We start from the raw sequence: 22,599 nt of genomic DNA on the forward strand, positions 1-22,599 counted from the left end.
TTTATTATATATTAATTACGATGGCAAAGTTAAGGATATTTTTTTGAATTGAAGCAAGAATTAGAGATTATTTTTTTGTGTTGAGAATTGATTATAAGTTAATTTTACTTTGCAAAAGTCTTTAAACTTTGATAAAGTTTGTGATACAAAGATGATTTTGAGTCTATTTACTGTTTTTTACTACAAAATTTTCAGCGATGATATAGCCTCCCGTCCAAGCGTTTTGAAAGTTGAAGCCTCCTGTAATAGCATCGATATCGAGTACTTCGCCAGCTAAGTAGAGATGAGGGTGCAGCTTGCTCTCATAGGTTTTGAAGTTGATTTCGGAGAGTTTTACCCCTCCAGCTGTTACAAATTCTTCTTTGAAAGTAGCTTTACCTTCTATAGGAAAACGGCATTGGGTAAGTATTTTGGCAAGATGGCGCAGTTGAGATTTGTTGAGCTCTGCCCATAGTTGTGCAGGAGCAATACCAGCGCTATCTAAAAGGGAATTCCACAAGCGTTTAGGGAGTTCAAACAATGTGAAATTTTGCATCGTTTTGCGTCCGTTTTGTTGTTTGCAATCTTGTAAAAAGAGAAGCGTTTCGTCGTAAGTAAGTGTTTCGCTGTTGTGAGCAGTGAAGTTCACTTCCATCAGGCATTGGTAGTTACATTCTGCTAATATGCGAGCTCCCCAAGCTGAGGCGCGCAACACCGCAGGGCCACTAAAACCATTGTGTGTGAAGAGTAGTGGAGCGGTTTCGGTGATTTTGAGCGATTTACCTCCTTGGCTAAACAAGCGTACTGTAGCATTTACTGCAATTCCTGAGAGCTCTTTTGCCCATTGGGTAGAAGTGTTAAAAGTGAAAAGTGAGGGAACAGGGGGGATAATAGTATGCCCTAAAGAAGCTAACAGTTGCCATATTTTAGGGTTGCTGCCCGTACTAATTACCAAATTACGAGCCTTATAGGTTGAGTTAGATGTAGTGATTTCCCAACTTTCGGAAGTAGGGGAAAGGGCTTGTACGTTCTGTTGAGTGAAGACTTGAATGTGGTGTTTTTTGATTGCGTTGAGAAAGCAGTTTACAACGCTTTCCGAAGAATTAGATGCGGGAAATACACGACCGTCGGGTTCTGTTTTGAGAGAAACACCGTGTGCTTCAAACCATTCCATAGTATCACCGCACATAAAGCGGTGAAACGGACTAAGGAGTTCCTTACTACCTCGCGGATAGTTTTTTACGAGTTCTTGAGGGGTAAAAATAGCATTGGTGAGATTGCAACGCCCCCCACCCGAAATTTGCACTTTGTGGAGCACATTTTTACTTTTTTCGAGGATAGCAATTTTAAAATCAGGACGGTTTTCGGCGGTATTAATAGCGGTGAAGAAGCCTGCAGCTCCTCCACCGATAATGATTAGGTCATACATTCAATTAACAATTAATGGGAGATTATTTTACTCCAATAAAATTGAATTTATCGTCGAATTTGAGTTCTTGATCGTCAGTAAGTTCGGCTTCGTATCTCTTTTTGGTGAGATTGCGGGATACTTCTTTGATAGATTCAAAAGGGAAGGTGGCGCGTACGTGAGCCAATATTTTTTCGGGTACTACGTGATCAGGTACTTTGCCGTGACGCGCTTTGAGTTCTTTCCAATCGCCGTTGCCATTGAACTCTATTTCAAGTCCGTCGCGGAAGATAACAGTGTACTCCTCGTCGTTGTAATCAGTATCTTTCCAAACAGAAGCGATATGGTCTACCAGAAAATGTTCACGCACGAAGTTGATAGCATCGGCAGGAAGGTCATTAAAAGTTACTTTAGAGTCTTGAGCAGATGCAGCGCTAAAGCTAAGTGTAGCAGCGATGAGTAATAAAAAACGTTTCATTTGAGTTGTCTATTTTTTAAGAGTTTAACTGTTTAGTTTTAAGAAAGTCAATAGGGATTGAACAATCAATAGAGAAATTATCTTGCTTTAACAAAATTGAAATTTTCGTCAAAATTAAGTTCTTTTTTATTAGAAAGTTCAGTTTTGTACCCTTTTTTATCGAGATTACGCGATACTTTTCTGACAGACACAAGAGGGTAATTAGCTTGTATATAGCCTAATACTTTTTCAGGAACTAAGAATACTGAAAATTTTTCATTGTTTATTTTAGCTTCTTTCCATTCGCCGTTGTTATTAAACTCGATTTCAGTTCCATCATTAAAAATAACAGTGTATATGTTGTCATTGGTATTTTTCCATACTGAAGTAATATCATTAGCTAAGGAGCGATTATCTATATAGTTGATAGCTTCAGACGGAAGATCGTTAAAAGTTATTTTTTTGTTTTGAGCAGAGGCTGCACTAAAAGTAAGTGTAGCAACGATGAGTAATAAAAAGTATTTCATATTTAGTCGTCAATTTTTAAGAAATTACCATTTAAGTTAAAGAGAAGTTCTACGTTGTTAGTAAGGTCGATTTCGTATTTGGTACGTCCTTTTTTGATTTCTTTAATCATTGCTTTAGGGAACTTTTTGTGTACGTATTTAGCTATTTTAGCAGGAACGATTTTAGGTGATACTTGTCCGTTACGGGCTTTTACTTCTTTCCAGTTGCCATCAGCGTGAAATTCTACTTCAGTGCCGTCGGCAAAAAGTACAGTATATTCTTCTACTTTACCTTTTTCAGTATCTTGCCATACCGAAACGATATCGTTAGCAGAAAAATATTGATTTACAAAAGTTTGTGCGTTGGCAGGCAAGGCGCTGGCAGGCACAAGTCCTTCGTCCTGAGCAGTAGCTATTCCAAAAACTAATAATGAAAAAGCTATTGTTGATAGTGTTTTAAGTGTATTCATCTTTTTAGAATTAAAATGTTTATGGCGACAAAAGTAGATAAAAATATTAAGAGAGCAAAATGAATTACATTTTTTATTTTTTATTTGATAAAAAGTTGTACATTTGCACGCAAATTTATAATGTTTTTTACACAATGAAAAAAGTAATTTTATCAGCTTTGTTTTTAACAACAATGGCAATGGAAGCTCAGCAATCGTTTGCAGGGCTTAGAGAGAGTTATTACTCTGGAGTGATACAAACCACAGCAAATCCTGCTTATATGATTAGCAGCAAGCGCCCTTGGGATGCTAGTTTGTTTTTGGTAAATTTTGGTTTGGCGAATAATGCTATCAAAATGAATACCGACATTACTAAAAGTTTTAATGACTTTACACGTAATGATGCAAATAATCCTTTGCTTAGAGAGCGTATTGATGCTAAAGTAAATGTAGATGTGATGGGGCCTTCACTTTACGTGAAAATCAACGACCAACACACTGTGGGAGTTTTTTCTCGTGTACGTGCATTAGGTAACGTGAGAAACTTTGATGCTAAACTCTTGCAGTCAATTTTTACTGATGCTGAAAAATTAGACCTAGATCAGTCTTATCAGTTAAATTTGAACAACCAAGAAATAGCAGCGCATATTTTTTCAGAAATAGGATTTTCTTGGGCAGGTGAGCTCTATTTTGATGGGCATAATGCTATCAAAGCAGGAGCAAGTTTAAAAATAATACAAGGCTCAGGTAATGTGTATGCAGGTTTTAGAAACTTTGAAGGGGCTACGGCTTCACTTACAGTGGATAGATCTACTAAAAGTACCATACTTAATATCCAGTCTCACAATGGGGTAGTAGAAATACTTAATGGAGGAACAAGTTTAGTAGATACTGATAATATCAATGCGAGCGATTTGTACTTTAAGTCTAAAGCGTCTACTGTAGGATTTGATTTAGGGGCTACTTATGAGTATAAAAAGGATGGATGTCCTCGTTGTCATAACAATTCTCACGATTTGAGAGTAGGGGTTTCTATAATGGATATTGGAAGATTGCAATATACACCTACTAAAGATTCACAACGTTATCGTATGCCAGCTTCTGGTGTAGCTAGCCTCACAATGGATGACTTATCAGAAGAAAAACTAAAAAATACCTTTGGAGATAACGCTGCAGTTACCGAGAAGATAAAAGTATCTTTACCTACTTCTTTGAACTTGAGTGTAGATTACCGTATAGCGCAACCTTTCTTTGTGAATTTAGCTACCCGTTTCAATCTTACTAATAAAAGCAATGCTTATACAGCGGCTTATGCTAATGAAGTTTCGCTTACACCACGTGTAGAAACAGAGTACTTAGGGGCTTATTTACCTCTTTCGTATAACCAAATTTCAAAAACAAATATCGGTCTTGCTTTGCGTTTAGGTCCTTTTGTAATAGGTTCTAACACTATATTGAGTAATCTTACTAAATCAGCTAAAGATTTGAATTTCTTCTTTGGAGTGAGATTTGGACACAGAGCTTATCAAAGTATTTAATCATTTGATATGAATTATAAAATCGGGGAGAGTTTCACAAGAAACTCTCCCCGATTTTCGTGTTAATAAAATATGATAATAATGCTATGAATTTATAATTACATCATTCCTGGCATTCCGCCGCCCATTGGAGGCATAGCCATTGCTTTATCGTCTTTGATATCAACTAAAGCGCATTCGGTAGTGAGAATCATACCAGCTACTGAGGCAGCGTTTTCAAGGGCAACACGAGTTACCTTTTTAGGGTCGATGATACCAGCTTTGAACATATCGGTATAAGTACCTGTTTTGGCATTGTATCCGTAAGCATCTCTTGAAGCATCGAGTACGCGAGCTACGATTACAGAACCTTCAACACCAGCGTTTTCTACGATAGTGCGCAAAGGAGCTTCCAATGCTTTGAGGATGATTTTAATACCAGTTTCTTCATCGGCGTTAGCAGGTTTAAGTTTTGCTAAAGCGTTTTTAGCACGGAGAAGAGCAATACCACCCCCTGCTACGATACCTTCTTCAACAGCGGCACGAGTAGCGTGAAGCGCATCGTCTACGCGGTCTTTTTTCTCTTTCATTTCTACTTCTGAAGCAGCACCTATATATAATACAGCTACTCCGCCAGAAAGTTTAGCCAAACGTTCTTGTAGTTTTTCGCGATCGTAATCGGAAGTAGTATTTTCGATTTGTGCTTTGATTTGTGCTGCACGTGCTTTGATATCTTCAGATTTACCTGCACCATTTACAATGGTAGTGTTATCTTTGTCGATGCTTACTCTTTCGGCAGTACCAAGCATATCAATAGTAGCATTTTCGAGAGTAAATCCTCTTTCTTCAGCGATTACAGTACCCCCCGTAAGGATAGCGATATCTTCGAGCATAGCTTTGCGACGGTCGCCAAAACCAGGAGCTTTTACAGCAGCGATGCGAAGAGTACCGCGCAATTTGTTCACTACTAAGGTAGCCAAAGCTTCCCCATCGATATCTTCAGCGATAATCAAAAGTGGTTTGCCAGATTGTGCTACAGGCTCTAATACAGGAAGCAAATCCTTCATAGTGGAGATTTTCTTGTCATACAACAAGATGTAAGGGCGATCGAGTTCAGCTACCATCTTTTCAGAATCGGTAACGAAGTAAGGAGAGAGGTAACCGCGATCAAACTGCATACCTTCTACTACGTCTACATAAGTATCAGTACCTTTAGCTTCTTCTACGGTGATAACCCCTTCTTTACCAACTTTCTCGAATGCTTGAGCGATAAGTTCTCCGATAGTATCATCGTTGTTAGCTGAGATAGAAGCTACTTGTCTAATTTTTTCAGAAGAAGAACCTACTTCTTTAGCTTGTTTAGCCAAGTGTTCTACGATTTTTACAACAGCTTTGTCGATACCGCGTTTCAAATCCATTGGGTTAGCGCCAGAAGCTACGTTTTTGAGTCCTTCTTTTACGATGGCTTGAGCCAAAACAGTAGCGGTAGTAGTACCATCACCAGCGAGGTCGTTAGTTTTAGAAGCTACTTCTTTTACCATTTGAGCGCCCATATTTTCGAGAGCGTCTTCTAATTCAATTTCTTTAGCAACGCTCACCCCATCTTTAGTTACTTGAGGAGAACCGAATGATTTGCTAATAATTACGTTACGTCCTTTAGGACCTAAGGTTACTTTTACTGCATTAGCTAATGCATCAACGCCGCGTTTAAGACCTTCGCGAGCGTCTATATCAAATTTAATGTCTTTTGCCATTTTTTTTAATTTTTAATGTTTAGATTAGATAACTGCTAATACGTCGTTTTCACGCATAATGAGGTAGTCTTTACCTTCTAATTTGAGTTCAGTACCAGCATATTTGCCATAGAGTACAGTATCGCCTATTTTTAGGGTAACAGGGTTATCTTTAGTACCTGCACCTACGGCTACAACGGTACCTTTTTGAGGTTTTTCTTTTGCAGTATCAGGGATGATAATACCTGATGCAGTAGTAGTTTCGGCCACTGCGGGCTCAATCACTACTCTATCAGCTAAAGGTTTGATATTCAATTTTGCCATTATTGTTTAGTTTTTAATTATTTGTTTACTTAGAAAGTTAGGGATAAGAAGTTAGGTGTTAGAAAACTTTGACAAAGTTTTAAAAACCTTGTCAAAGTTCTGTTTTCAACCTTTTGTTTAGTATTTTAATTCCCTTTATAAAAAATCGAAGAGGATATTTCAGAAAGTGTGCCAATCTGAAATAACTGACTTTTTGTCAGTTTAGTTTCCTGTATTAGAAGATGTGGCAGGAGTAGCAGGCACTTGTTGAGTAGCGTTGTTGTTAGCGGGTGCTTGCTGATTGAGTTGGTTTACTGGAGCAGCGGGGGTGCTACCATCTAATAATTTAGAGTCGCCAGTCACACCATTATTATTGTTAGCTATTAAGGTGTTAGCAATAAGGATAAGCACAGCTAAAGCAGTAGCAAAAGTCCAAGTACTGCGTTCGAGGAAGTCGCCTGTTTTCTTTACGCCTCCTACTACTTGGGTGTTACCTCCAAAAGTAGAAGAGAGTCCGCCTCCTTTAGGGTTTTGTACCATAATAACCAAAGCGAGTAGTAAACATACTATCACGATGAGCACTAAAAAGATGTTAAATGTTGTCATTTTTCTTATAAATTATTTTGCTGTAATTTTTTAATATTTTCTATTTGGGCTGCAAAGTAAGCACTTTTTTTTGGATTTTTCAAAATTAATATTTCATAAGCCTGAATAGCTTGTTTGAATTTGCGCTGATTTACATATACTTGCGCCAATGTTTCGGTCATTAATTGTTTAGGGTCAGACTTTACTTCATCGGCTAAATTCACGTTGGATACATAATCTCTTGAGGCTTCGATTTTGGGGTTGCTTTCTAAGAACTTATCAATGAGTTTAAATTTCTCGGCTACTTTGTCGTTTTTGTAGGCAACTTCATTATGTTCTTCAGAGATGTTTTCTAACCATTGAGAAATGTTATCAGCATCGGTTTTTGTTTTTTCTTCAGGTTCTTTAGCGATGAAAACATCGGCTAATTCTTGGTGATTTACCAAATCTTCAGGGAAGATAGGTTCTTCAAAAATAGATTTGTTAGGTAAGTCGGGGCGGTAGGATCGCGGTTCGTGGTCAATATAACTTACTTTAGGTGGGGTATTTTCAGCTTCTTCAGCTTCTTTGCGTTCACGAGCTTTGCGAATGCGCTCAAAATCACGGCGCAATGCTGAAAAATCAGGAATAATAGTTTTAGAGTTGATAAAATCAAACAATACTGAGCGGTCGGTTACGTGTACAGCAGCGAGTTTTAGAGCTTTGTTGTATTTGTAATTTCCTTCAGAATGCAATATTTTGAGTTGTAGCACCCTTGCCGCTTGAAAATAAGGATATTCCTTCACTATTTCATCGAGTTCATATACTTGATCATCGTTGATAGTGTAGGGATGTCTAATAATCTCTATGAATTCCTTTACAGTCAATGTGCTAATTTGTCGATTTATCAATATGCCGATTTGTTGATTTACCAATCGGCGAGTGAGGCATTGAAAATATCTTGGGTGATACGTTCGAATATCTGTGGAATAGCCTCTCCTTTTACTGAACTCAACTGACTTGCAGCAGGGTAATCGTAGTAAAAAGAAAAGCGTTTTTCAAAGTCTTTTTTATCTTCTTTGTGATTGGTGAAGCGTACGTTTACGCTGATAGTAAGACGGTTTTGGGCGGCAGTTTGTCCTGAGGTAGCTGTCATAGGGGTAATATTGAACTCTACAATTTCGCCTTCGTATACAAGGTCGCCATTGCGGTCGGTAAGGCTGAGGTTGGTTTGGTTGTTAATCAAATCTTGTAGGGCTATGGTAAAATCGCGGTCAAGCCCAGGTTCTACTAAAGGAGCATCGTTACGGAAGAAGTTCACTTGAAAGGTTTTAGCATCGCCTGTACTTCCTCCTGTGAAGTTGTAGGTACCACAACTTACAGCAGTGAAAGCCAAGAGTATATATAAGAGATATTTCATTCTATGAATCAATTAGCGGGCAAAGATACGAAAATAATTACGAATGACAAATTACGAATGATGAATTTTTTTACAAGCGTTTGAGGGCTTGCTTGATGATTTCTTCTACTGAAAGCTCTTCGCTACTTGATTTGATAATGATATCGACTACTTTTTCGACTTGTTTGCGCATAAAGCCCAATACTTCTAAGGCGGCAAGCGCTTCTTCTTTATGGGTACTTACAGCGTTCATAGGCACCTCTTCAAAGTCTTGGAGCTTGAGCATTTTATCTTTTAAGTCTAATATTACCCGTTGGGCTGTTTTAGCACCTATACCTTTTACTGCTTGAATGGTAGCAACCTCCCCATTGATGATAGCACTGCGCACTTGTGCAGCGGTAAGTGCTGAGAGCATCGTACGGGCAGTGCTAGCACCTACTCCCGATACCGAAAGAAGCAATACAAACACTTCGCGTTCGGCTTTGGTGAGGAAACCATAGAGTGTATGGGCTTCTTCTTTTATTTGCAGATAAGTGTATAGCTTAATGGCTTCGCCTTCGGGTAGCGCTGAATAAGTATTCAGACTGATATTTACAAAATAACCTACTCCGTGGCAATCAATCACTACGTGAGTAGGGTTCTTTTCTACGAGTTTTCCTTGTAATTGTGTAATCATTAGTTTAATTTGCTAATTTGTCGATTTGCAAAAGTACAAATAATTAGAAAATTAGCAAGTTTTATGACTACCTGCACATCACACTAATGGCTCTTTCTTCGCCTTTTTCGTTGATGATACGCAGGGTGTGATTACCTTTGGGGGCAAAGATATTCATCTCGTGAAAGGTTTCAGTAGTGCCGAGAAAAGCATCGTCTAAATACCAAAAAACCTTGCCTTCGCGATTGGCAGCCTTCGCTGTAAAGGGTTGTTGCTCGCCTCCAAAAGTTTTAGTGGTGTAGAGTACGCTTTGGTGTTTGGGGTAAACGAAATCCAATCCCCTTTGCAGATTGCCTTGCACGCAATCGGGACGTAGGGGGGGAAGCGGCTTGTAGTGAATGTGTTGCTGTTTGTAATACCATTCCATTACGGGAGGTAACACGAACCACGCTTTGTTTACAATGTTTTGTGGAGACTCACACGAGGTGTTTACTTGGTACTGCTCGTCACGGTCGAGGTGTACGAGCTTATGATAAGGACATTGCCCCACTTCCTTAGGAGCGAGATTGCTGAGTACTGTTTGCTTAGGGCATTCGGGTTTGGCAAGAAAACCAGAATTGGCACAGACGGAAACCTCCCGCAGGTCGTCTAAGGGCTGTGAAAACCACGAAGTAGGAGGGAGGGCATTAAAGATGCTGAACATCACCGGAGCCGCGTAGGTAGCTCCTGTGAGAGAGGGGCGTCCTTCACCTGTGGCATTACCTACCCACACCGCCACCACATATTGAGGCGTAGCACCAATCGCCCACGCATCTTTATTGCCAAAGCTAGTACCCGTTTTCCACGCTATCTTGCGCGACGACTCGTAGTAGCGCCACGCTATATCATCGGTAGGGCGGTTCACTTCCTTCATTGCACTAAACATCTTGTAGAGCGCTCCCGCCCTGAGTGTAGGTAGTTCACGAGTGTTTTTTCCGAAATCTAAGGGGGCAGTATCGGTATAACGCAAGTGCTGAAATTCCTTAGTACGATAGTGCTGAGTGCGCGCAAAGACTTCTGTTTCCGAAGCCAGATTGGTATACGCCTGAGCCAAATCCCACAGATTGCTCTCGGCACCTCCGAGGATAATGGAAAGACCATAATGGTCGGGGTGGCGGTTGATGTTTTTCAGTTGCAAGTGTTGTAACACATCATAGAAACGATAGGTAGTAAACTGCTTTAAGAGCCATACAAACGGAATGTTTAGCGATTTGGCTAAAGCCATATCGGCAGAGACAGCACCTTCAAAACTATTGCTAAAATTCTGAGGTGAATAGCCTCCTATTTGAGTAGGGACATCGGGTACTAACTGGGTGGGGAGGAGTTCTCCCTCGTGCAACATCGCTGCATAGAGAAAAGGTTTGAGCACACTGCCTGTACTGCGAGGTGCGTGTACGATATCCACATCTTTTTGATGGTCGGTATCGGTAGGGGTATTGCCTACATAGGCGAGCACTTTTCGTGTTTTCACTTCTACCACCAAAGCTGCCATATTATAGATTTCGGATTGCGAGTAGTGGGTGTAATACCCTGCTACAAGGCTGTTTACCTTCTCTTGCAAGTTTAACGACACCGTAGAGCTAATGCGCTCGCCTTCTTGGGTTTTAGAAGCAAAAATAAGCAGGTGAGGTGCGAGTTGAGGAATAGGGTGAGGTTCAGCAGGAAGAGGCTCGAGGAGCGCCAAATCGTATGTTTCCTTATCGATGATATTTTTAAGGAGGAGTTTGTAAAGCAACGCATTGCGTTTCTGCAAGAGGCGTTCTTGGTTCTTACCAGGGAAGATAAGGCTGGGTGCATTAGGGAGGACTGCCAATGTAGCCGATTGTGCCCACGAGAGTTGGTAAGGAGCGACACCAAAGTAACGCCAGGCTGCCATATCGAGTCCCACAACATTGCCACCAAAGGGTGCGTGAGAAGCGTAGAGTTTGAGGATGCTCTCCTTAGAATAACGGAACTCCAAGCGGGTAGCCCATATCATTTCGATGAGTTTCTCGAAATAAGTGCGCTGTTGGTGCTCACGAGCAATGCGTATCACCTGTTGGGTGAGCGTGCTGCCCCCGCGCTGTACTTTACCACTACTCACATTGCGATAGAGAGCCTTGACTACCGATATGGGATTTACCCCCCAATGGTAATAAAAATGAGCATCTTCGAACTGCAATACCGACATTTTAAAGCGGTAGGGCACACTGTCTACTTCGGGGAAGCGCCATTGTCCGTCGTCCGCAATCTTAGCCCCAAGTAATTTACCCTCGCTACTTTCCAACACCGTGGCATAAGGTTGTGGGAAGAGTACGCTTGGCAAACAGAATATATACCACACGAGGCAGCATACCAATATTGCTGTTTTGATAGGGTGCTTGCGGACTTTTTGTTTTAGGAAATGAAAGGTATGTAAAAGACGTTTTTTCATAAAATCGCGCAAATATAAGGAAAAGTTTTTATATTTTGCCTAAAGAGAGCACCATTGAGTGTCCGCCACCCACCACTCGCTGTGCATTTTTGATATATCTAAAAGGAAGTATATGGTCGTTATCGCCGTGGTAGTGAACAAAATTCGTAGGGATTGCTGTGTTTTGCCACCCTATGATGGCGCTTATCGCCCAACGCAAAAAAGGAGTAGGTGTCTCTTCTAAAATGCTTTTTAGCAGGGCTTTATCTTCAGGAGTGTCTATTCCAAACAGCCAATAAGTGAAAGCATTAGCTCTCTTCATTAGTGAATAAGGCAAAAATTTGTGTAAGTGCAGTTTTCCTAAAAAACGATACGATAGTGGCAGTTCATTACGTGTTTTTGCTGAGGAAATCAAAATCACCTTTTTCACGGTTAATATTTTAGCGATTTCTACAGCCACCATCCCCCCAAAAGAAAGTCCCACAAGCACAGGATGAGGAGTCGTAATTCGCTGAGCGATGCGCTGGGCGTATTGAGCAAGTGTTTCAGTAGCCAAAGGCGGTATCCAGTGGATATGTTCTACTTCAGCATCGCTAAATAATAGGTTTTTAAAAACCCTTTCATCAGCACCCAAACCACTGAAAACATAATATTTTTGAGCCATAGAAAAATGATTTAGATAGGCAAAGGTAAAGAAAAGTTTAGTAATATGCAGCCATTTATATAGATGTTTTTTGTTAATTCCCCATTATTCCCTATCTTTGCCCTCACAAAATGAACTCTTATCTCTTACCTCTTATCTAAACGAAAATGTATTTAATATTCGATACTGAAACCACGGGTTTACCCCGCCGTTGGGATGCCCCCCTTACCGATAGTGACAACTGGCCTCGTGCCGTGCAGATTGCTTGGCAATTGCACGACCAGTGGGGCGCACTCATAGAACATCAGGACTTTTTGATAAAGCCCGATGGTTTCGATGTGCCTTATGATGCCGAAAAAGTACACGGTATCTCTACCCAATTAGCAGAAGCACAAGGGGTACCTATCGCTGAGGTGTTCAAAGCGTTCAACGAGGCACTCAGCAAAGCGCAATATGTGGTGGGACAAAACATAGGCTTCGATATCAATATTATGGGGGCTGAGTTTCACCGTTATGGGGTGGAGAGTCCGCTTACGCAGATGTCCGTAATCGACACTTGTACTGAGGCAACTGCCAACCTCTGTCAGATAGCTGGCGGAAAAGGAGGTCGTTATAAGTTGCCTACCCTCACCGAGTTGCACTCTTTCCTATTTGGCGTACCCTTTGCCGAGGCGCACAATGCCACTGCCGACGTGGAAGCAACTACCCGTTGTTTCTTTGAATTGATACGGCGTGGTGAAGGCTTTCAAGAAGGTACTTTTAGCAACGACTATATCAAAGAATTTCAAGGGCATCACACCTCGCCTATAGCTCTTATCGGACTCAAGCACGTGAACCTCAAAGAGGCTTCCGAAGCCTTGCGAAAAAGCAGTAGCACTGCGCAATCTTCCGAGCCTCACGCCGATGCTTCACTATTAGAAGATGCAGTGTTTGCCCATCTCCATAACCATACGCAACACTCTATATTACAATCTACTACATCTATAAAAGACCTCGTAAAAATCACTGCCAAAGAGAAGATGCCTGCTGTGGCACTTACCGATAGCGGAAATATGATGGCTGCTTTCCACTTTGTGCAAGCCGTACAAGGGCATAACAAAGAAGCGGAAGCTAAAAACAAGGAGGCTCAAGAAAAGGGTGAACCCCCTACCGAAACGCTTATCAAGCCTATTATAGGTTGTGAGTTCAATATCTGTGAAAATCACTTAGATAAAACCCGACAAGACAACGGCTACCAAGTAGTGATTTTAGCTAAAAACAAACAAGGCTATCACAATCTTACCAAAATGGCTTCTATCGCTTCTACCAAAGGTTTTTACTATGTGCCTCGCATAGATAAGGCGATTGTAGAGCAGTACAAAAGCGACTTAATGGTGCTCTCAGGAGGTATGAATGGTGAAATTCCCTCCAAAATACTGAATATCGGTACCAAGCAAGCTGAAGAGGCGCTTTTGTGGTGGAAAGAGCAGTTCGGCGATGACTTCTATCTGGAAGTGATGCGCCATAACCAAGAAGATGAAAACCGCGTAAACGAAACCCTTGTAGAGTTTTCTAAGAAATATGGGGTGAAACTCATCGCCACTAACAATACCTTTTATCTACATAAAAAAGATGCCAATGCCCACGATATTTTGTTGTGTGTGAAAGATGGCGAAAAGCAAAAAACACCTATCGGGCGCGGTCGTGGCTATCGTTTCGGGATGCCTAACAACGAGTATTATTTCAAAACTTCAGCCGAAATGAAGGCGCTTTTTAGGGATATCCCCGAAGCAATTCTCAATATTCAAGAAATTATCGATAAGGTAGAACCCTACGGGTTGGCACGTGATATTCTCTTGCCTAAATTTGATATCCCCGAAGAATTTCAGGTGGAAGACGACCCTACAGGCAAAAAAGGTGAAAACAACTATTTGCGTCATCTCACTTATGAAGGGGCTAAACGCAAATATTCTGAAATTACCGATGAGGTGCGAGAGCGTTTGGACTTCGAGCTTTCCATTATCGAAAAAACGGGGTACCCAGGGTACTTCCTTATTGTACAAGACTTTATCGCAGCAGCGCGGAAGATGGGCGTGTCAGTAGGCCCTGGTCGTGGGTCGGCTGCAGGATCGGCAGTGGCCTTCTGTTTGGATATTACCAATATGGATCCTATTAAGTACGACCTCCTCTTCGAGCGTTTCCTCAACCCCGACCGTGTGTCTATGCCCGATATCGATATCGACTTCGAGGACTCGGGTCGCCAAGATGTCATCAACTATGTGATTGATAAGTATGGCGAGAGTCAGGTCGCACGGATTATCACCTATGGTAAAATGGCTGCTAAATCGGCTATCAAGGATACAGCTCGTGTGCTGGATGTACCTCTGCAAGAGTCAAATAGATTAGCAGGATTGGTACCTAATGGGGTGTCGTCTTTAGGGAAGATGTTCGGTTGGGACGATAAAACCCTCAAAGAAAAAGTGCGCAGTGAAGAACTGCCCAAAGTAGATGAACTGAAACGTCTTTTAGCAGGAGAAGGGGAGGAGGAGAGTACCCAAACCATTCAGCAGGCAAATATTATTGAAGGTTCGGTGCGCAACACGGGTATCCACGCTTGCGGGGTGATTATTACCCCCGACGATATCACCAACTTTGTGCCGGTAGCTTTAGCCAAAGACTCCGACTTATTTGTGACTCAGTTCGATAACTCGGTAGTAGAGAGCGCAGGGTTGCTGAAAATGGACTTCTTGGGGCTCAGTACCCTTACACTTATCAAAGACACTATTGAAAATATCAAACAAACACATAATATAGAGCTGGATGCAGAGGCTTTTCCGCTCGACGATAAAAAGACTTATGAACTCTTCCAGCGCGGTGAAACGGTCGGGATTTTCCAATACGAGTCCACTGGTATGCAGAAATATATGCGAGAGCTTAAACCTACCGTCTTTGCCGACCTTATCGCGATGAATGCACTCTACCGTCCAGGCCCATTGGAATATATACCGAGCTTTATCAAGCGCAAACACGGTATTGAGCCCATTGAGTACGACCTCCCCGATATGGAGGAATACCTCAAAGAAACTTATGGAATTACCGTATATCAAGAACAGGTGATGTTGCTATCGCAGAAATTGGCAGGTTTTACCAAAGGTGAAGCCGACGTGCTCCGTAAGGCAATGGGTAAGAAACAAATAGCCGTGCTAGCCAAGATGAAACCCAAGTTCATTACCCAAGCCTCCGAAAAAGGTCACGATGCTCAAAAACTCGAAAAGATATGGGCAGACTGGGAGAAGTTTGCTGCTTATGCGTTCAACAAATCGCACTCCACCTGTTATGCGTGGGTGGGGTATCAAACTGCCTACCTAAAAGCCAATTATCCTGCCGAGTATATGGCAGCGGTATTGTCTAACAATATGAACGACATCAAAACGATTACTTTCTTCCTCGAAGAGTGCCACCGTATGGGTATCAAGGTGTTACCTCCTGATGTAAATGAATCGTTGTACAAATTTACCGTAAATAAAAATGGTGATATACGCTTCGGGATGGGGGCTGTAAAAGGGGTAGGAAAAGCTGCTGTCGATACAATTGTAGAACAACGCCAAGAGCGTCCTTATACCTCTATTTTCGATTTGGCAAAACGTGTAGATTATAAGAGTATCAACAAAAAAGCCTTTGAAAGTATCGCTTTGGCAGGAGGTTTTGACTCGTTCACCAATGTACACCGCGCACAGTACTTCCACGCCGAAGCCGATGGTATTCCATTCCTCGAAAAAGCCATTCGTTTTGGTACCAAATACCAAGAGAGTAAGAACTCCGCCCAAATGAGTCTCTTTGGGGGTGAGAGTGAAGTAGATATTCCCGAACCTGCGGTACCTAAGTGTGAAACGTGGGGCAACCTCGAGCAGTTGCGCCGTGAAAAGGAGGTGGTAGGTATCTATATCTCAGGACATCCGCTCGACGATTTCAAACACGAATTACACAATTTCTGCAATATCAGTCTATCGGAATTGCAAGACTTACAACCTTTTATCAATCGCGAACTTACAGTAGCAGGTATGGTAGCCGATCTGCAACATCGTACGGCTAAGAACGGAAAAGGGTACGGCTTTCTCACCCTTGAGGATTACGACGGCTCTTACGAGTTTAAACTCTTTGGAGATGATTATTTAAACTATCAGAAGTATATGGTATCTGGAGCGTTTTTGTATGTCAAATTCAAAGTAGTAGAAGGATTCCTCAATAGAGAAACCAACCAAAGAGGCGAACCTCGTATACAGTTTATGCAAATGATGCAGTTACAAGATGTAATGGAAAGTCTTGCTAAGAAACTTACTTTGCACGTAAATATTAAGGATATTACCCCAAAATTCATTACCGATTACAGAGATTTACTGCAAAAACACAAAGGTAACCAGCCTATTTATTTTGTGGTACATCATCAAACAGAGAATATCCATCTCAATATGGAAAATGGCAATTTAAAAGTAGCAATTACCAAATCTTTCTTAGACGATTTAGACAATTTATTAGCTCAATACAATCTCAACGATCGCCGTATCGAGAAAATTGTAGCTAAAAAAGCTGAAGAAACTCACGATGATGAAGAAATGGCAATAGAAGATTTAGGACTTTCTGATTAAAAAAATCTTCCTCATTCCTTGCTATTTGTTAATTATTTTGTACCTTTGCGCTCAAATTAAGGAAATAGCACAATGAAGTATCAACAAAAGAAAAAAGCAGTATTACTCCTTGCCGATGGCACTGCCTTTTATGGCAAAAGTGTTGGTTATGAAGGCACTGCTTTTGGCGAAGTGTGTTTCAATACAGGTATGACGGGCTATCAAGAAATTTTTACTGATCCCTCATACTTTGGTCAGATTATGGTTACTGCCAATGCTCATATTGGTAATTATGGCATTGCCGCCGATGATTACGAATCAAGTGGTATGAAAATTGCAGGGCTGGTTTGCAGAAATTTTAGTTATGATGCCTCCCGCCCCCTTGCTGAGGAAACCTTAAAAGATTTTTTAGACCGTAACCACTTAGTAGCTATTTGCGAAGTTGATACTCGTGCTTTAGTCAGCTACATTCGCGACAATGGCTCAATGAATGCTGTTATTTCCACTGAAACTGATGATTTAGCACTACTCAAAGCTCGTTTACAAGAGGTTCCTAATATGAAAGGTTTAGAATTGGCATCAAAAGTGTCAGTTACTGAACCTTATTTTTTTGGCAATCCGGAAGCGAAGTATAAAGTAGCAGCACTCGATTTTGGCATCAAGCGAAATATCTTGCGCAACTTGGCAGCTCGTGATATGTACATCAAAGTATTCCCGTACAACACGCCTTTAGCTGAGCTCAAAGCGTGGAATCCCGATGGCTATTTCTTGTCTAATGGGCCTGGTGACCCCGAACCGCTTACCGAGGTGATTGCTCAAGTAAAACAAATGATTGATGAGGATTTACCTATCTTTGGCATTTGCTTAGGGCATCAAATTATTGCATTAGCCAATGGTATTAGTACTTATAAAATGCACAACGGTCACCGTGGCATCAACCACCCCGTGAAAAATTTGCTAACCGGTAAGGACGAGATTACCTCACAAAACCACGGTTTTGCAGTGAATAGGGCAGAGGCAGAAGCTAATCCTAATGTCGAAATCACCCATACCCACCTAAACGACAATACCGTGATGGGTTTGCGCGTAAAAGGTAAGAAATGTTTCAGTGTGCAGTATCACCCCGAAGCCGCTCCAGGCCCCAACGATGCTACCTATTTGTTCGACCAATTTGTAGAAATGATAACTAAAAAATAATAATGAAAGAATTACTTACACCACAAGCACTGCTCACTAATCTAAAAGATGTGCGTGCCCTCACCCGCAAAGTAATTGAGGCTTTCCCCGAGAAAGACCTCTTTGAGTTCAATATTGCAAACCTACGTCCGTTTTCAGAAATGGTAGAAGAGTTTTTGAGAGTTATGGACTATCTTTTTAAAGAAAGATTTCAGGAGCAACACACGCTTTTCTTAGAAGGAGACTTTCCTACTACCAAAGCGGAAGTATTGGCTTTGTGGGACAGAGCTACTGAAATTCTCGACCGTGAATGGCAAAAAGTAGGTGATTATACCCAACCGTTTACTATTTATCAAATGACTTTTAGTTTTGTCCAATGGATATTATACTTCATTGAAAACGAGAGTCACCATCGCGGACAAGGCTACACCTACCTCCGCGCTTTAGGTATTCAACCGCCTTTCTTTTGGGGAAGAGAGAGCTTTAGTAATTAGCAAATAAGAAAATTAGTAAATTAACATCAGTTCGATATAACAGAATATTGATTTACAGTTTTGTAACATAATATATTCACAAAATAATTCACCGTCAGGTGAAAATTCGTGAGATAATAAAAAAATAAAGACTTTTATGCACTCCCAAATTCGTGAAAATTCGTGTTCACATACCCAGCTGTGAGCCCTCGCTGGCTTTGTGGGAAATTAAAAAAAATGGCTGATTGTTAAATAATTACTTATGCCGAACTCACGTTAAATTAGCAAGTAGCTTTTGTGTTACAAAATTTGCTAATTATCACATTCACTAATTTTCTAATTAAATTCGTAAATAATTAAATAACAAAATATATGAGTATTATTGTAAGCGTGCACGCACGTCAGATTTTGGATTCAAGAGGAAATCCAACCGTAGAAGTAGATGTAGAAACTGAAAATGGTTTCCTTGGTAGAGCTGCTGTTCCTTCAGGAGCTTCAACAGGTGAATACGAAGCTGTTGAATTGCGCGACGGCGGTAAAGATTATATGGGTAAAGGCGTACTTAAAGCCGTTGCCAATGTAAACGATATCATCGCTGAAGAAATCGTAGGTATGGACGTTTTCGAACAAAACCTTATCGACAAAACAATGATCGAGCTCGACGGTACTCCTAACAAATCTAAATTAGGAGCTAACGCTATTCTTGGCGTATCATTAGCGGTTGCTCGCGCTGCTGCCGAAGAACTCGGTTTGCCTTTGTATCGTTATGTAGGTGGGGTAAGTGCTCACACTTTGCCTGTACCAATGATGAACATCATCAACGCTGGTGCTCACTCCGATGCACCTATCGCTTTCCAAGAGTTTATGATTATGCCTGTGAACGCTAAGGATTTTTCACACGCTATCCAAATGGGTTCAGAAGTATTCCACAACCTTAAAAAAGTATTACACGACAAAGGTCTCGGTACTGCTGTAGGTGATGAAGGTGGCTTTGCTCCTAACTTCAAAGACATCGAAGATGCACTCGATTCTATCAAAGAAGCTGTAAACAAAGCTGGTTACAAATGGGGTGAAGATATCAAAATCGCCTTAGACTGTGCTTCTTCTGAGTTCTACAAAGATGGTAAATACGACTATACTATCTTTGAAGGCGCTAAAGGTAAAGTGCGTACTTCAGCTGAACAAGCTGACTACTTGGCTGAATTGGTAGCTAAATACCCTATCATCTCTATTGAAGACGGTATGGATCAAAACGACTGGGATGGTTGGAAACTCCTTACTGACAAATTGGGCAAAAAAGTACAATTAGTAGGTGACGACTTGTTCGTTACTAACGTATCTATCCTTGAAAGAGGTATTGCTAAAGGTATTGCAAACTCTATCCTTATCAAAGTAAACCAAATCGGTACTTTGTCCGAAACTATCGCAGCCGTAGATATGGCTAACCGCGCTGGTTATACTGCCGTAATGTCTCACCGTTCAGGTGAAACTGAAGACAATACTATTGCCGACTTGGCCGTAGCTTTGAACACCGGACAAATCAAAACTGGTTCTGCTTCACGTTCCGACCGTATGGCGAAGTACAACCAATTACTCCGCATCGAAGAATCTTTAGGTTCAGTAGCTTACTATCCTAAAGAAAAAGCCTTCAATGTGAAGAACAAATAATTGAAATTAATTAAGGTGTTCTGTGGGAGTGTGACCTATACACTCCCACTCTACACCTCTTTTTTTTTACCCTTAAAAAGAATTAATTATGATGAAGAAGATATTGTGGTTTTGTATGTTGTTGTTTGTAAGTACGCTGGCAGCTCAAGAAACTGAGTTGCACGGGCACGTGTATAGTGTGCAGAACAACAAACCAATGGCTAATGTACATATTTTGAATCTCAACAAAGTACGAGGAACCACAACCAATGAAAAAGGAGATTTTACCATTAGAGTAACAGCTAATGATACGCTTTATATATCTTTTTTGGGGTATAAATCTACTAAAATAAGGATTACCAATGATATGATAAAATTCCAAGGGCTTAAAATAGGTATGACCGAACTCGCCTACGCCTTGGAAGAAGTCGTCGTTACCCCTTATAAACTCACCGGATACTTAGATATCGATGCTAAAAATGCTCCTATCAACAACAATACACGCTATAGCGTTTCGGGCTTAGAAATAGGTTATGAAAGCCGTGCTAATGCTAGTGCTGTAGGGCGCGTACTCAGTGCCGTAATGAACCCCGCCGACCTGCTGAGCCGCTCTTTCAGTGCCAAAGGAAAGGAAATGCGAAAACTGAGAGAGATGCGCAAAGATAATCAATTGAGTGATGCCCTTTCTACCCGTTACGACCGCGAAACTCTATTAGAACTCTTGCAAGTAGACCGCTCTGAACTCGAAGAAATCATCCGTTCTTGCAATTATTCTAACGACTTTATAATGACCGCTAACGACCTCCAAGTACTCGAAGCCATCAGCCAGTGTTACGAAGAGTACAGAGTCTTACACAAGAAAAAATAAAGAGGTGTAATAACAATTTTATTTCAATTAAATCATTGTAAAATAAAGATTTAACAGTTTCTTACCTCTTACCCTTTACCTTTTACCTATAAAAAATTTTGTCATTCCAAAAAAAAGATGTACTTTTGCCCCGCTATTGATAAAATAGAGAGACAAAGTATCATTTTTAATAAGATTTTAAGATTAACAAGCAATGAAAAGAACATTTCAACCTTCAAAAAGAAAAAGAAGAAATAAACACGGTTTCAGAGAACGTATGGCTACTGCCAATGGTAGAAAAGTATTAGCACGCCGTCGCGCTAAAGGACGTAAAAAACTAACTGTATCCTCAGAACCACGTCATAAAAAATAAACCTTTTTATAAGGTAAAAAGTAAGAGGTAAGAAGTAAGAGCCAAAGTTCTTATTTCTTACCTCTTATCTAATACCTGATACCTGACACCTGAAAATGAAGATTACTTTCCTCGGTACAGCCACTTCTCAAGGAGTCCCTGTAATAGCAAGCGACCACCCCGTTGGTAAAAGTACAAATCCTAAAGACAAACGCTTGCGCACTTCGGCTCTCATCAGTTGGGAGCATACCAATATAGCCATAGACTGTAGCCCCGATTTTAGACAGCAAATGCTCACTAACAACGTGCAGCACTTAGAGGCTATCCTCTTTACTCACGAACACGCCGATCATACCGCTGGTATGGACGACATACGCCCTTTTGTGCGCCTCCAAGGTGATATGCCTATCTATGCTCTCAAACGCGTAATCAACGAGTTGAGACTCCGTTTCGCCTATATCTTTGCTACCGAAAATAGATATGAAGGAGCTCCCTCAGTAATTGCTCACGAAATAGATAGTACACCCTTTAGTTTACACGGAAAAATAGTGCAACCTATACACGTAATGCACGGCAATTTGCCCATTATAGGCTACCGAATTGAAAATTTCGCTTACATCACCGATGCTAAATATATAGAAAACAGCGAAATAGAAAAACTGAAAGGGGTAGATACCTTAGTGTTAAATTGTTTGAGAGAACAAGCGCACCCTACCCACCTCAATCTATCGGAAGCATTAGAAATTATAGCACAAGTACAACCCCGCCGTACTTTCCTCACTCACGTGAGCCAAACATTTGGTTTTCACGATGAGATTCAAAAAAAACTACCCAAAAACGTATTTTTAGCTTATGACAATTTAGTGATAGAATGTTAATATTTAGTTAATTGTTATGGAAGTTATCAATAAAAACTGTATTTTTGCCCCCAAAACAAAATATTTATCAAGATGAGAAAAATTGCACTTCTATTTGTAATGGCAGCATTGGTAATGGCTTGTAAGAGCTCTAACTCTATGACTGCTAAACCTAAAGAAACTAATGTAGCCGACAAAGCTATCAAAGGTGAATGGACACTACAGTCTATTACTTATAGCGAACAAGGTAAGTTTGATGTTACCTTATTGAACGATACCTCAAAAGAATGTTTTGAAGGTAGTACTTGGAAATTTGTTCCTAACAACAACCGCGGGCACTATACTATCAATGCAGGTGGTTGCTCTACAGGACAAAGAAACTTCATTTTCGTAGTACAACAAATCGATAAATCTACCGGATATTACGATTTCTTGTTGAAACCTACTAATGAAAAATACAAATCCGAAACCAATGCAGGTATTCGTTTGCACTTAGCAAGCATATCAGAAAATGCTATGGTATGGGAACAAACCGTAAGAGTAGATGGCAAACCTTTTGTGATCTCAATGAACTTTGTAAAATAATTAAAAACCATAAG

The 22,599-nt window shown here is 40.7% G+C and carries 21 protein-coding genes; 9 read left to right on the forward strand and 12 right to left on the reverse strand.

Features of this window, described 5'->3' with window-relative positions; genetic code table 11:
- Window positions 1-163 precede the first annotated feature (163 nt).
- From I7X29_RS11520 to I7X29_RS11535, 4 genes are all read right to left on the reverse strand, one after another.
- Window positions 164-1,408, reverse strand: a complete 1,245-nt coding sequence (locus tag I7X29_RS11520) for a BaiN/RdsA family NAD(P)/FAD-dependent oxidoreductase (protein ID WP_198474861.1) — start codon at window positions 1,406-1,408, stop codon at window positions 164-166.
- Between the two features lie 22 nt (window positions 1,409-1,430).
- On the reverse strand, window positions 1,431-1,865 hold the full coding sequence (locus I7X29_RS11525) for a PepSY-like domain-containing protein (protein WP_009750875.1): 435 nt from the start codon (window positions 1,863-1,865) through the stop codon (window positions 1,431-1,433).
- A 77-nt stretch (window positions 1,866-1,942) separates the two neighbouring features.
- Window positions 1,943-2,371, reverse strand: a complete 429-nt coding sequence (locus I7X29_RS11530; RefSeq protein ID WP_198474863.1) for a PepSY-like domain-containing protein — start codon at window positions 2,369-2,371, stop codon at window positions 1,943-1,945.
- A 2-nt stretch (window positions 2,372-2,373) separates the two neighbouring features.
- Complete coding sequence (locus I7X29_RS11535; RefSeq protein ID WP_198466226.1) at window positions 2,374-2,820, reverse strand: PepSY-like domain-containing protein; 447 nt, start codon at window positions 2,818-2,820, stop codon at window positions 2,374-2,376.
- Between the two features lie 134 nt (window positions 2,821-2,954).
- Here I7X29_RS11535 and I7X29_RS11540 point away from each other — a divergent pair, with 134 nt between their 5' ends.
- Window positions 2,955-4,337, forward strand: coding sequence for a DUF5723 family protein (locus I7X29_RS11540; RefSeq protein WP_198474865.1), 1,383 nt, complete (start codon window positions 2,955-2,957; stop codon window positions 4,335-4,337).
- A 98-nt stretch (window positions 4,338-4,435) separates the two neighbouring features.
- Here I7X29_RS11540 and groL read toward each other — a convergent pair whose 3' ends face one another.
- From groL to I7X29_RS11580, 8 genes are all read right to left on the reverse strand, one after another.
- A complete protein-coding gene (gene groL / locus I7X29_RS11545) occupies window positions 4,436-6,070 on the reverse strand; it encodes a chaperonin GroEL (protein ID WP_088594858.1) in 1,635 nt (544 codons plus the stop codon).
- A 24-nt stretch (window positions 6,071-6,094) separates the two neighbouring features.
- Window positions 6,095-6,373, reverse strand: a complete 279-nt coding sequence (locus I7X29_RS11550; RefSeq protein ID WP_009418065.1) for a co-chaperone GroES — start codon at window positions 6,371-6,373, stop codon at window positions 6,095-6,097.
- 201 nt (window positions 6,374-6,574) lie between these two features.
- Window positions 6,575-6,958 (reverse strand): preprotein translocase subunit SecG, encoded by a 384-nt coding sequence (gene secG, locus I7X29_RS11555; protein ID WP_009750881.1) that lies wholly within the window; start codon window positions 6,956-6,958, stop codon window positions 6,575-6,577.
- Window positions 6,959-6,963: 5 nt separating this feature from the next.
- On the reverse strand, window positions 6,964-7,803 hold the full coding sequence (locus I7X29_RS11560; RefSeq protein WP_198474867.1) for a hypothetical protein: 840 nt from the start codon (window positions 7,801-7,803) through the stop codon (window positions 6,964-6,966).
- A 41-nt stretch (window positions 7,804-7,844) separates the two neighbouring features.
- A complete protein-coding gene (locus I7X29_RS11565; RefSeq protein WP_198474869.1) occupies window positions 7,845-8,336 on the reverse strand; it encodes an LptE family protein in 492 nt (163 codons plus the stop codon).
- 70 nt (window positions 8,337-8,406) lie between these two features.
- Window positions 8,407-8,991, reverse strand: coding sequence for a Holliday junction branch migration protein RuvA (ruvA, locus tag I7X29_RS11570; RefSeq protein WP_198474871.1), 585 nt, complete (start codon window positions 8,989-8,991; stop codon window positions 8,407-8,409).
- Between the two features lie 67 nt (window positions 8,992-9,058).
- Window positions 9,059-11,422 (reverse strand): penicillin-binding protein 1C, encoded by a 2,364-nt coding sequence (gene pbpC, locus I7X29_RS11575; RefSeq protein ID WP_198474873.1) that lies wholly within the window; start codon window positions 11,420-11,422, stop codon window positions 9,059-9,061.
- Window positions 11,423-11,450: 28 nt separating this feature from the next.
- The gene (locus I7X29_RS11580) at window positions 11,451-12,065 is read right to left on the reverse strand and encodes an alpha/beta hydrolase (protein WP_198474874.1); all 615 of its coding nucleotides are present in this window, start codon (window positions 12,063-12,065) and stop codon (window positions 11,451-11,453) included.
- 146 nt (window positions 12,066-12,211) lie between these two features.
- Between I7X29_RS11580 and dnaE the strand changes: the two genes are divergently transcribed.
- The 8 genes from dnaE (at window position 12,212) to I7X29_RS11620 (ending at window position 22,585) form a co-directional block, all read left to right on the forward strand.
- On the forward strand, window positions 12,212-16,669 hold the full coding sequence (gene dnaE, locus I7X29_RS11585) for a DNA polymerase III subunit alpha (protein WP_198474876.1): 4,458 nt from the start codon (window positions 12,212-12,214) through the stop codon (window positions 16,667-16,669).
- A 72-nt stretch (window positions 16,670-16,741) separates the two neighbouring features.
- Window positions 16,742-17,845, forward strand: coding sequence for a glutamine-hydrolyzing carbamoyl-phosphate synthase small subunit (carA, locus tag I7X29_RS11590; protein ID WP_198474878.1), 1,104 nt, complete (start codon window positions 16,742-16,744; stop codon window positions 17,843-17,845).
- Between the two features lie 2 nt (window positions 17,846-17,847).
- Entirely contained in the window at window positions 17,848-18,318 is a 471-nt protein-coding gene (locus I7X29_RS11595) for a DinB family protein (protein WP_198466219.1), read from the forward strand.
- A 351-nt stretch (window positions 18,319-18,669) separates the two neighbouring features.
- Complete coding sequence (gene eno / locus I7X29_RS11600) at window positions 18,670-19,965, forward strand: phosphopyruvate hydratase (RefSeq protein ID WP_198466218.1); 1,296 nt, start codon at window positions 18,670-18,672, stop codon at window positions 19,963-19,965.
- Window positions 19,966-20,053: 88 nt separating this feature from the next.
- Window positions 20,054-20,812 carry a carboxypeptidase-like regulatory domain-containing protein gene (locus tag I7X29_RS11605; protein ID WP_009413371.1) on the forward strand — a complete coding sequence of 253 codons (759 nt, stop codon included), beginning with the start codon at window positions 20,054-20,056 and terminating at the stop codon, window positions 20,810-20,812.
- A gap of 193 nt (window positions 20,813-21,005) precedes the next feature.
- Window positions 21,006-21,164, forward strand: a complete 159-nt coding sequence (gene rpmH, locus I7X29_RS11610) for a 50S ribosomal protein L34 (protein WP_002669412.1) — start codon at window positions 21,006-21,008, stop codon at window positions 21,162-21,164.
- A 95-nt stretch (window positions 21,165-21,259) separates the two neighbouring features.
- On the forward strand, window positions 21,260-22,021 hold the full coding sequence (locus I7X29_RS11615; protein WP_009413370.1) for an MBL fold hydrolase: 762 nt from the start codon (window positions 21,260-21,262) through the stop codon (window positions 22,019-22,021).
- A gap of 72 nt (window positions 22,022-22,093) precedes the next feature.
- Complete coding sequence (locus I7X29_RS11620) at window positions 22,094-22,585, forward strand: lipocalin family protein (protein ID WP_002680690.1); 492 nt, start codon at window positions 22,094-22,096, stop codon at window positions 22,583-22,585.
- Window positions 22,586-22,599: the final 14 nt, after the last annotated feature.

It is taken from the genome of Capnocytophaga periodontitidis (assembly GCF_016126015.1).
GTDB classification, from domain to species: domain Bacteria; phylum Bacteroidota; class Bacteroidia; order Flavobacteriales; family Flavobacteriaceae; genus Capnocytophaga; species Capnocytophaga periodontitidis.

Bases quoted from the DNA above. Each gene is read 5' to 3' on its own strand.
- I7X29_RS11615 (WP_009413370.1), top strand. From the start codon at position 21,260: ATGAAGATTACTTTCCTCGGTACAGCCACTTCTCAAGGAGTCCCTGTA.
- I7X29_RS11565 (WP_198474869.1), bottom strand. From the start codon at position 8,336: ATGAAATATCTCTTATATATACTCTTGGCTTTCACTGCTGTAAGTTGT.
- ruvA (WP_198474871.1), bottom strand. From the start codon at position 8,991: ATGATTACACAATTACAAGGAAAACTCGTAGAAAAGAACCCTACTCAC.
- I7X29_RS11580 (WP_198474874.1), bottom strand. From the start codon at position 12,065: ATGGCTCAAAAATATTATGTTTTCAGTGGTTTGGGTGCTGATGAAAGG.
- eno (WP_198466218.1), top strand. From the start codon at position 18,670: ATGAGTATTATTGTAAGCGTGCACGCACGTCAGATTTTGGATTCAAGA.
- I7X29_RS11605 (WP_009413371.1), top strand. From the start codon at position 20,054: ATGATGAAGAAGATATTGTGGTTTTGTATGTTGTTGTTTGTAAGTACG.
- I7X29_RS11530 (WP_198474863.1), bottom strand. From the start codon at position 2,371: ATGAAATACTTTTTATTACTCATCGTTGCTACACTTACTTTTAGTGCA.
- rpmH (WP_002669412.1), top strand. From the start codon at position 21,006: ATGAAAAGAACATTTCAACCTTCAAAAAGAAAAAGAAGAAATAAACAC.
- groL (WP_088594858.1), bottom strand. From the start codon at position 6,070: ATGGCAAAAGACATTAAATTTGATATAGACGCTCGCGAAGGTCTTAAA.
- I7X29_RS11595 (WP_198466219.1), top strand. From the start codon at position 17,848: ATGAAAGAATTACTTACACCACAAGCACTGCTCACTAATCTAAAAGAT.
- I7X29_RS11535 (WP_198466226.1), bottom strand. From the start codon at position 2,820: ATGAATACACTTAAAACACTATCAACAATAGCTTTTTCATTATTAGTT.
- I7X29_RS11525 (WP_009750875.1), bottom strand. From the start codon at position 1,865: ATGAAACGTTTTTTATTACTCATCGCTGCTACACTTAGCTTTAGCGCT.
- pbpC (WP_198474873.1), bottom strand. From the start codon at position 11,422: ATGAAAAAACGTCTTTTACATACCTTTCATTTCCTAAAACAAAAAGTC.
- I7X29_RS11540 (WP_198474865.1), top strand. From the start codon at position 2,955: ATGAAAAAAGTAATTTTATCAGCTTTGTTTTTAACAACAATGGCAATG.
- I7X29_RS11620 (WP_002680690.1), top strand. From the start codon at position 22,094: ATGAGAAAAATTGCACTTCTATTTGTAATGGCAGCATTGGTAATGGCT.
- I7X29_RS11550 (WP_009418065.1), bottom strand. From the start codon at position 6,373: ATGGCAAAATTGAATATCAAACCTTTAGCTGATAGAGTAGTGATTGAG.
- carA (WP_198474878.1), top strand. From the start codon at position 16,742: ATGAAGTATCAACAAAAGAAAAAAGCAGTATTACTCCTTGCCGATGGC.
- dnaE (WP_198474876.1), top strand. From the start codon at position 12,212: ATGTATTTAATATTCGATACTGAAACCACGGGTTTACCCCGCCGTTGG.
- I7X29_RS11520 (WP_198474861.1), bottom strand. From the start codon at position 1,408: ATGTATGACCTAATCATTATCGGTGGAGGAGCTGCAGGCTTCTTCACC.
- secG (WP_009750881.1), bottom strand. From the start codon at position 6,958: ATGACAACATTTAACATCTTTTTAGTGCTCATCGTGATAGTATGTTTA.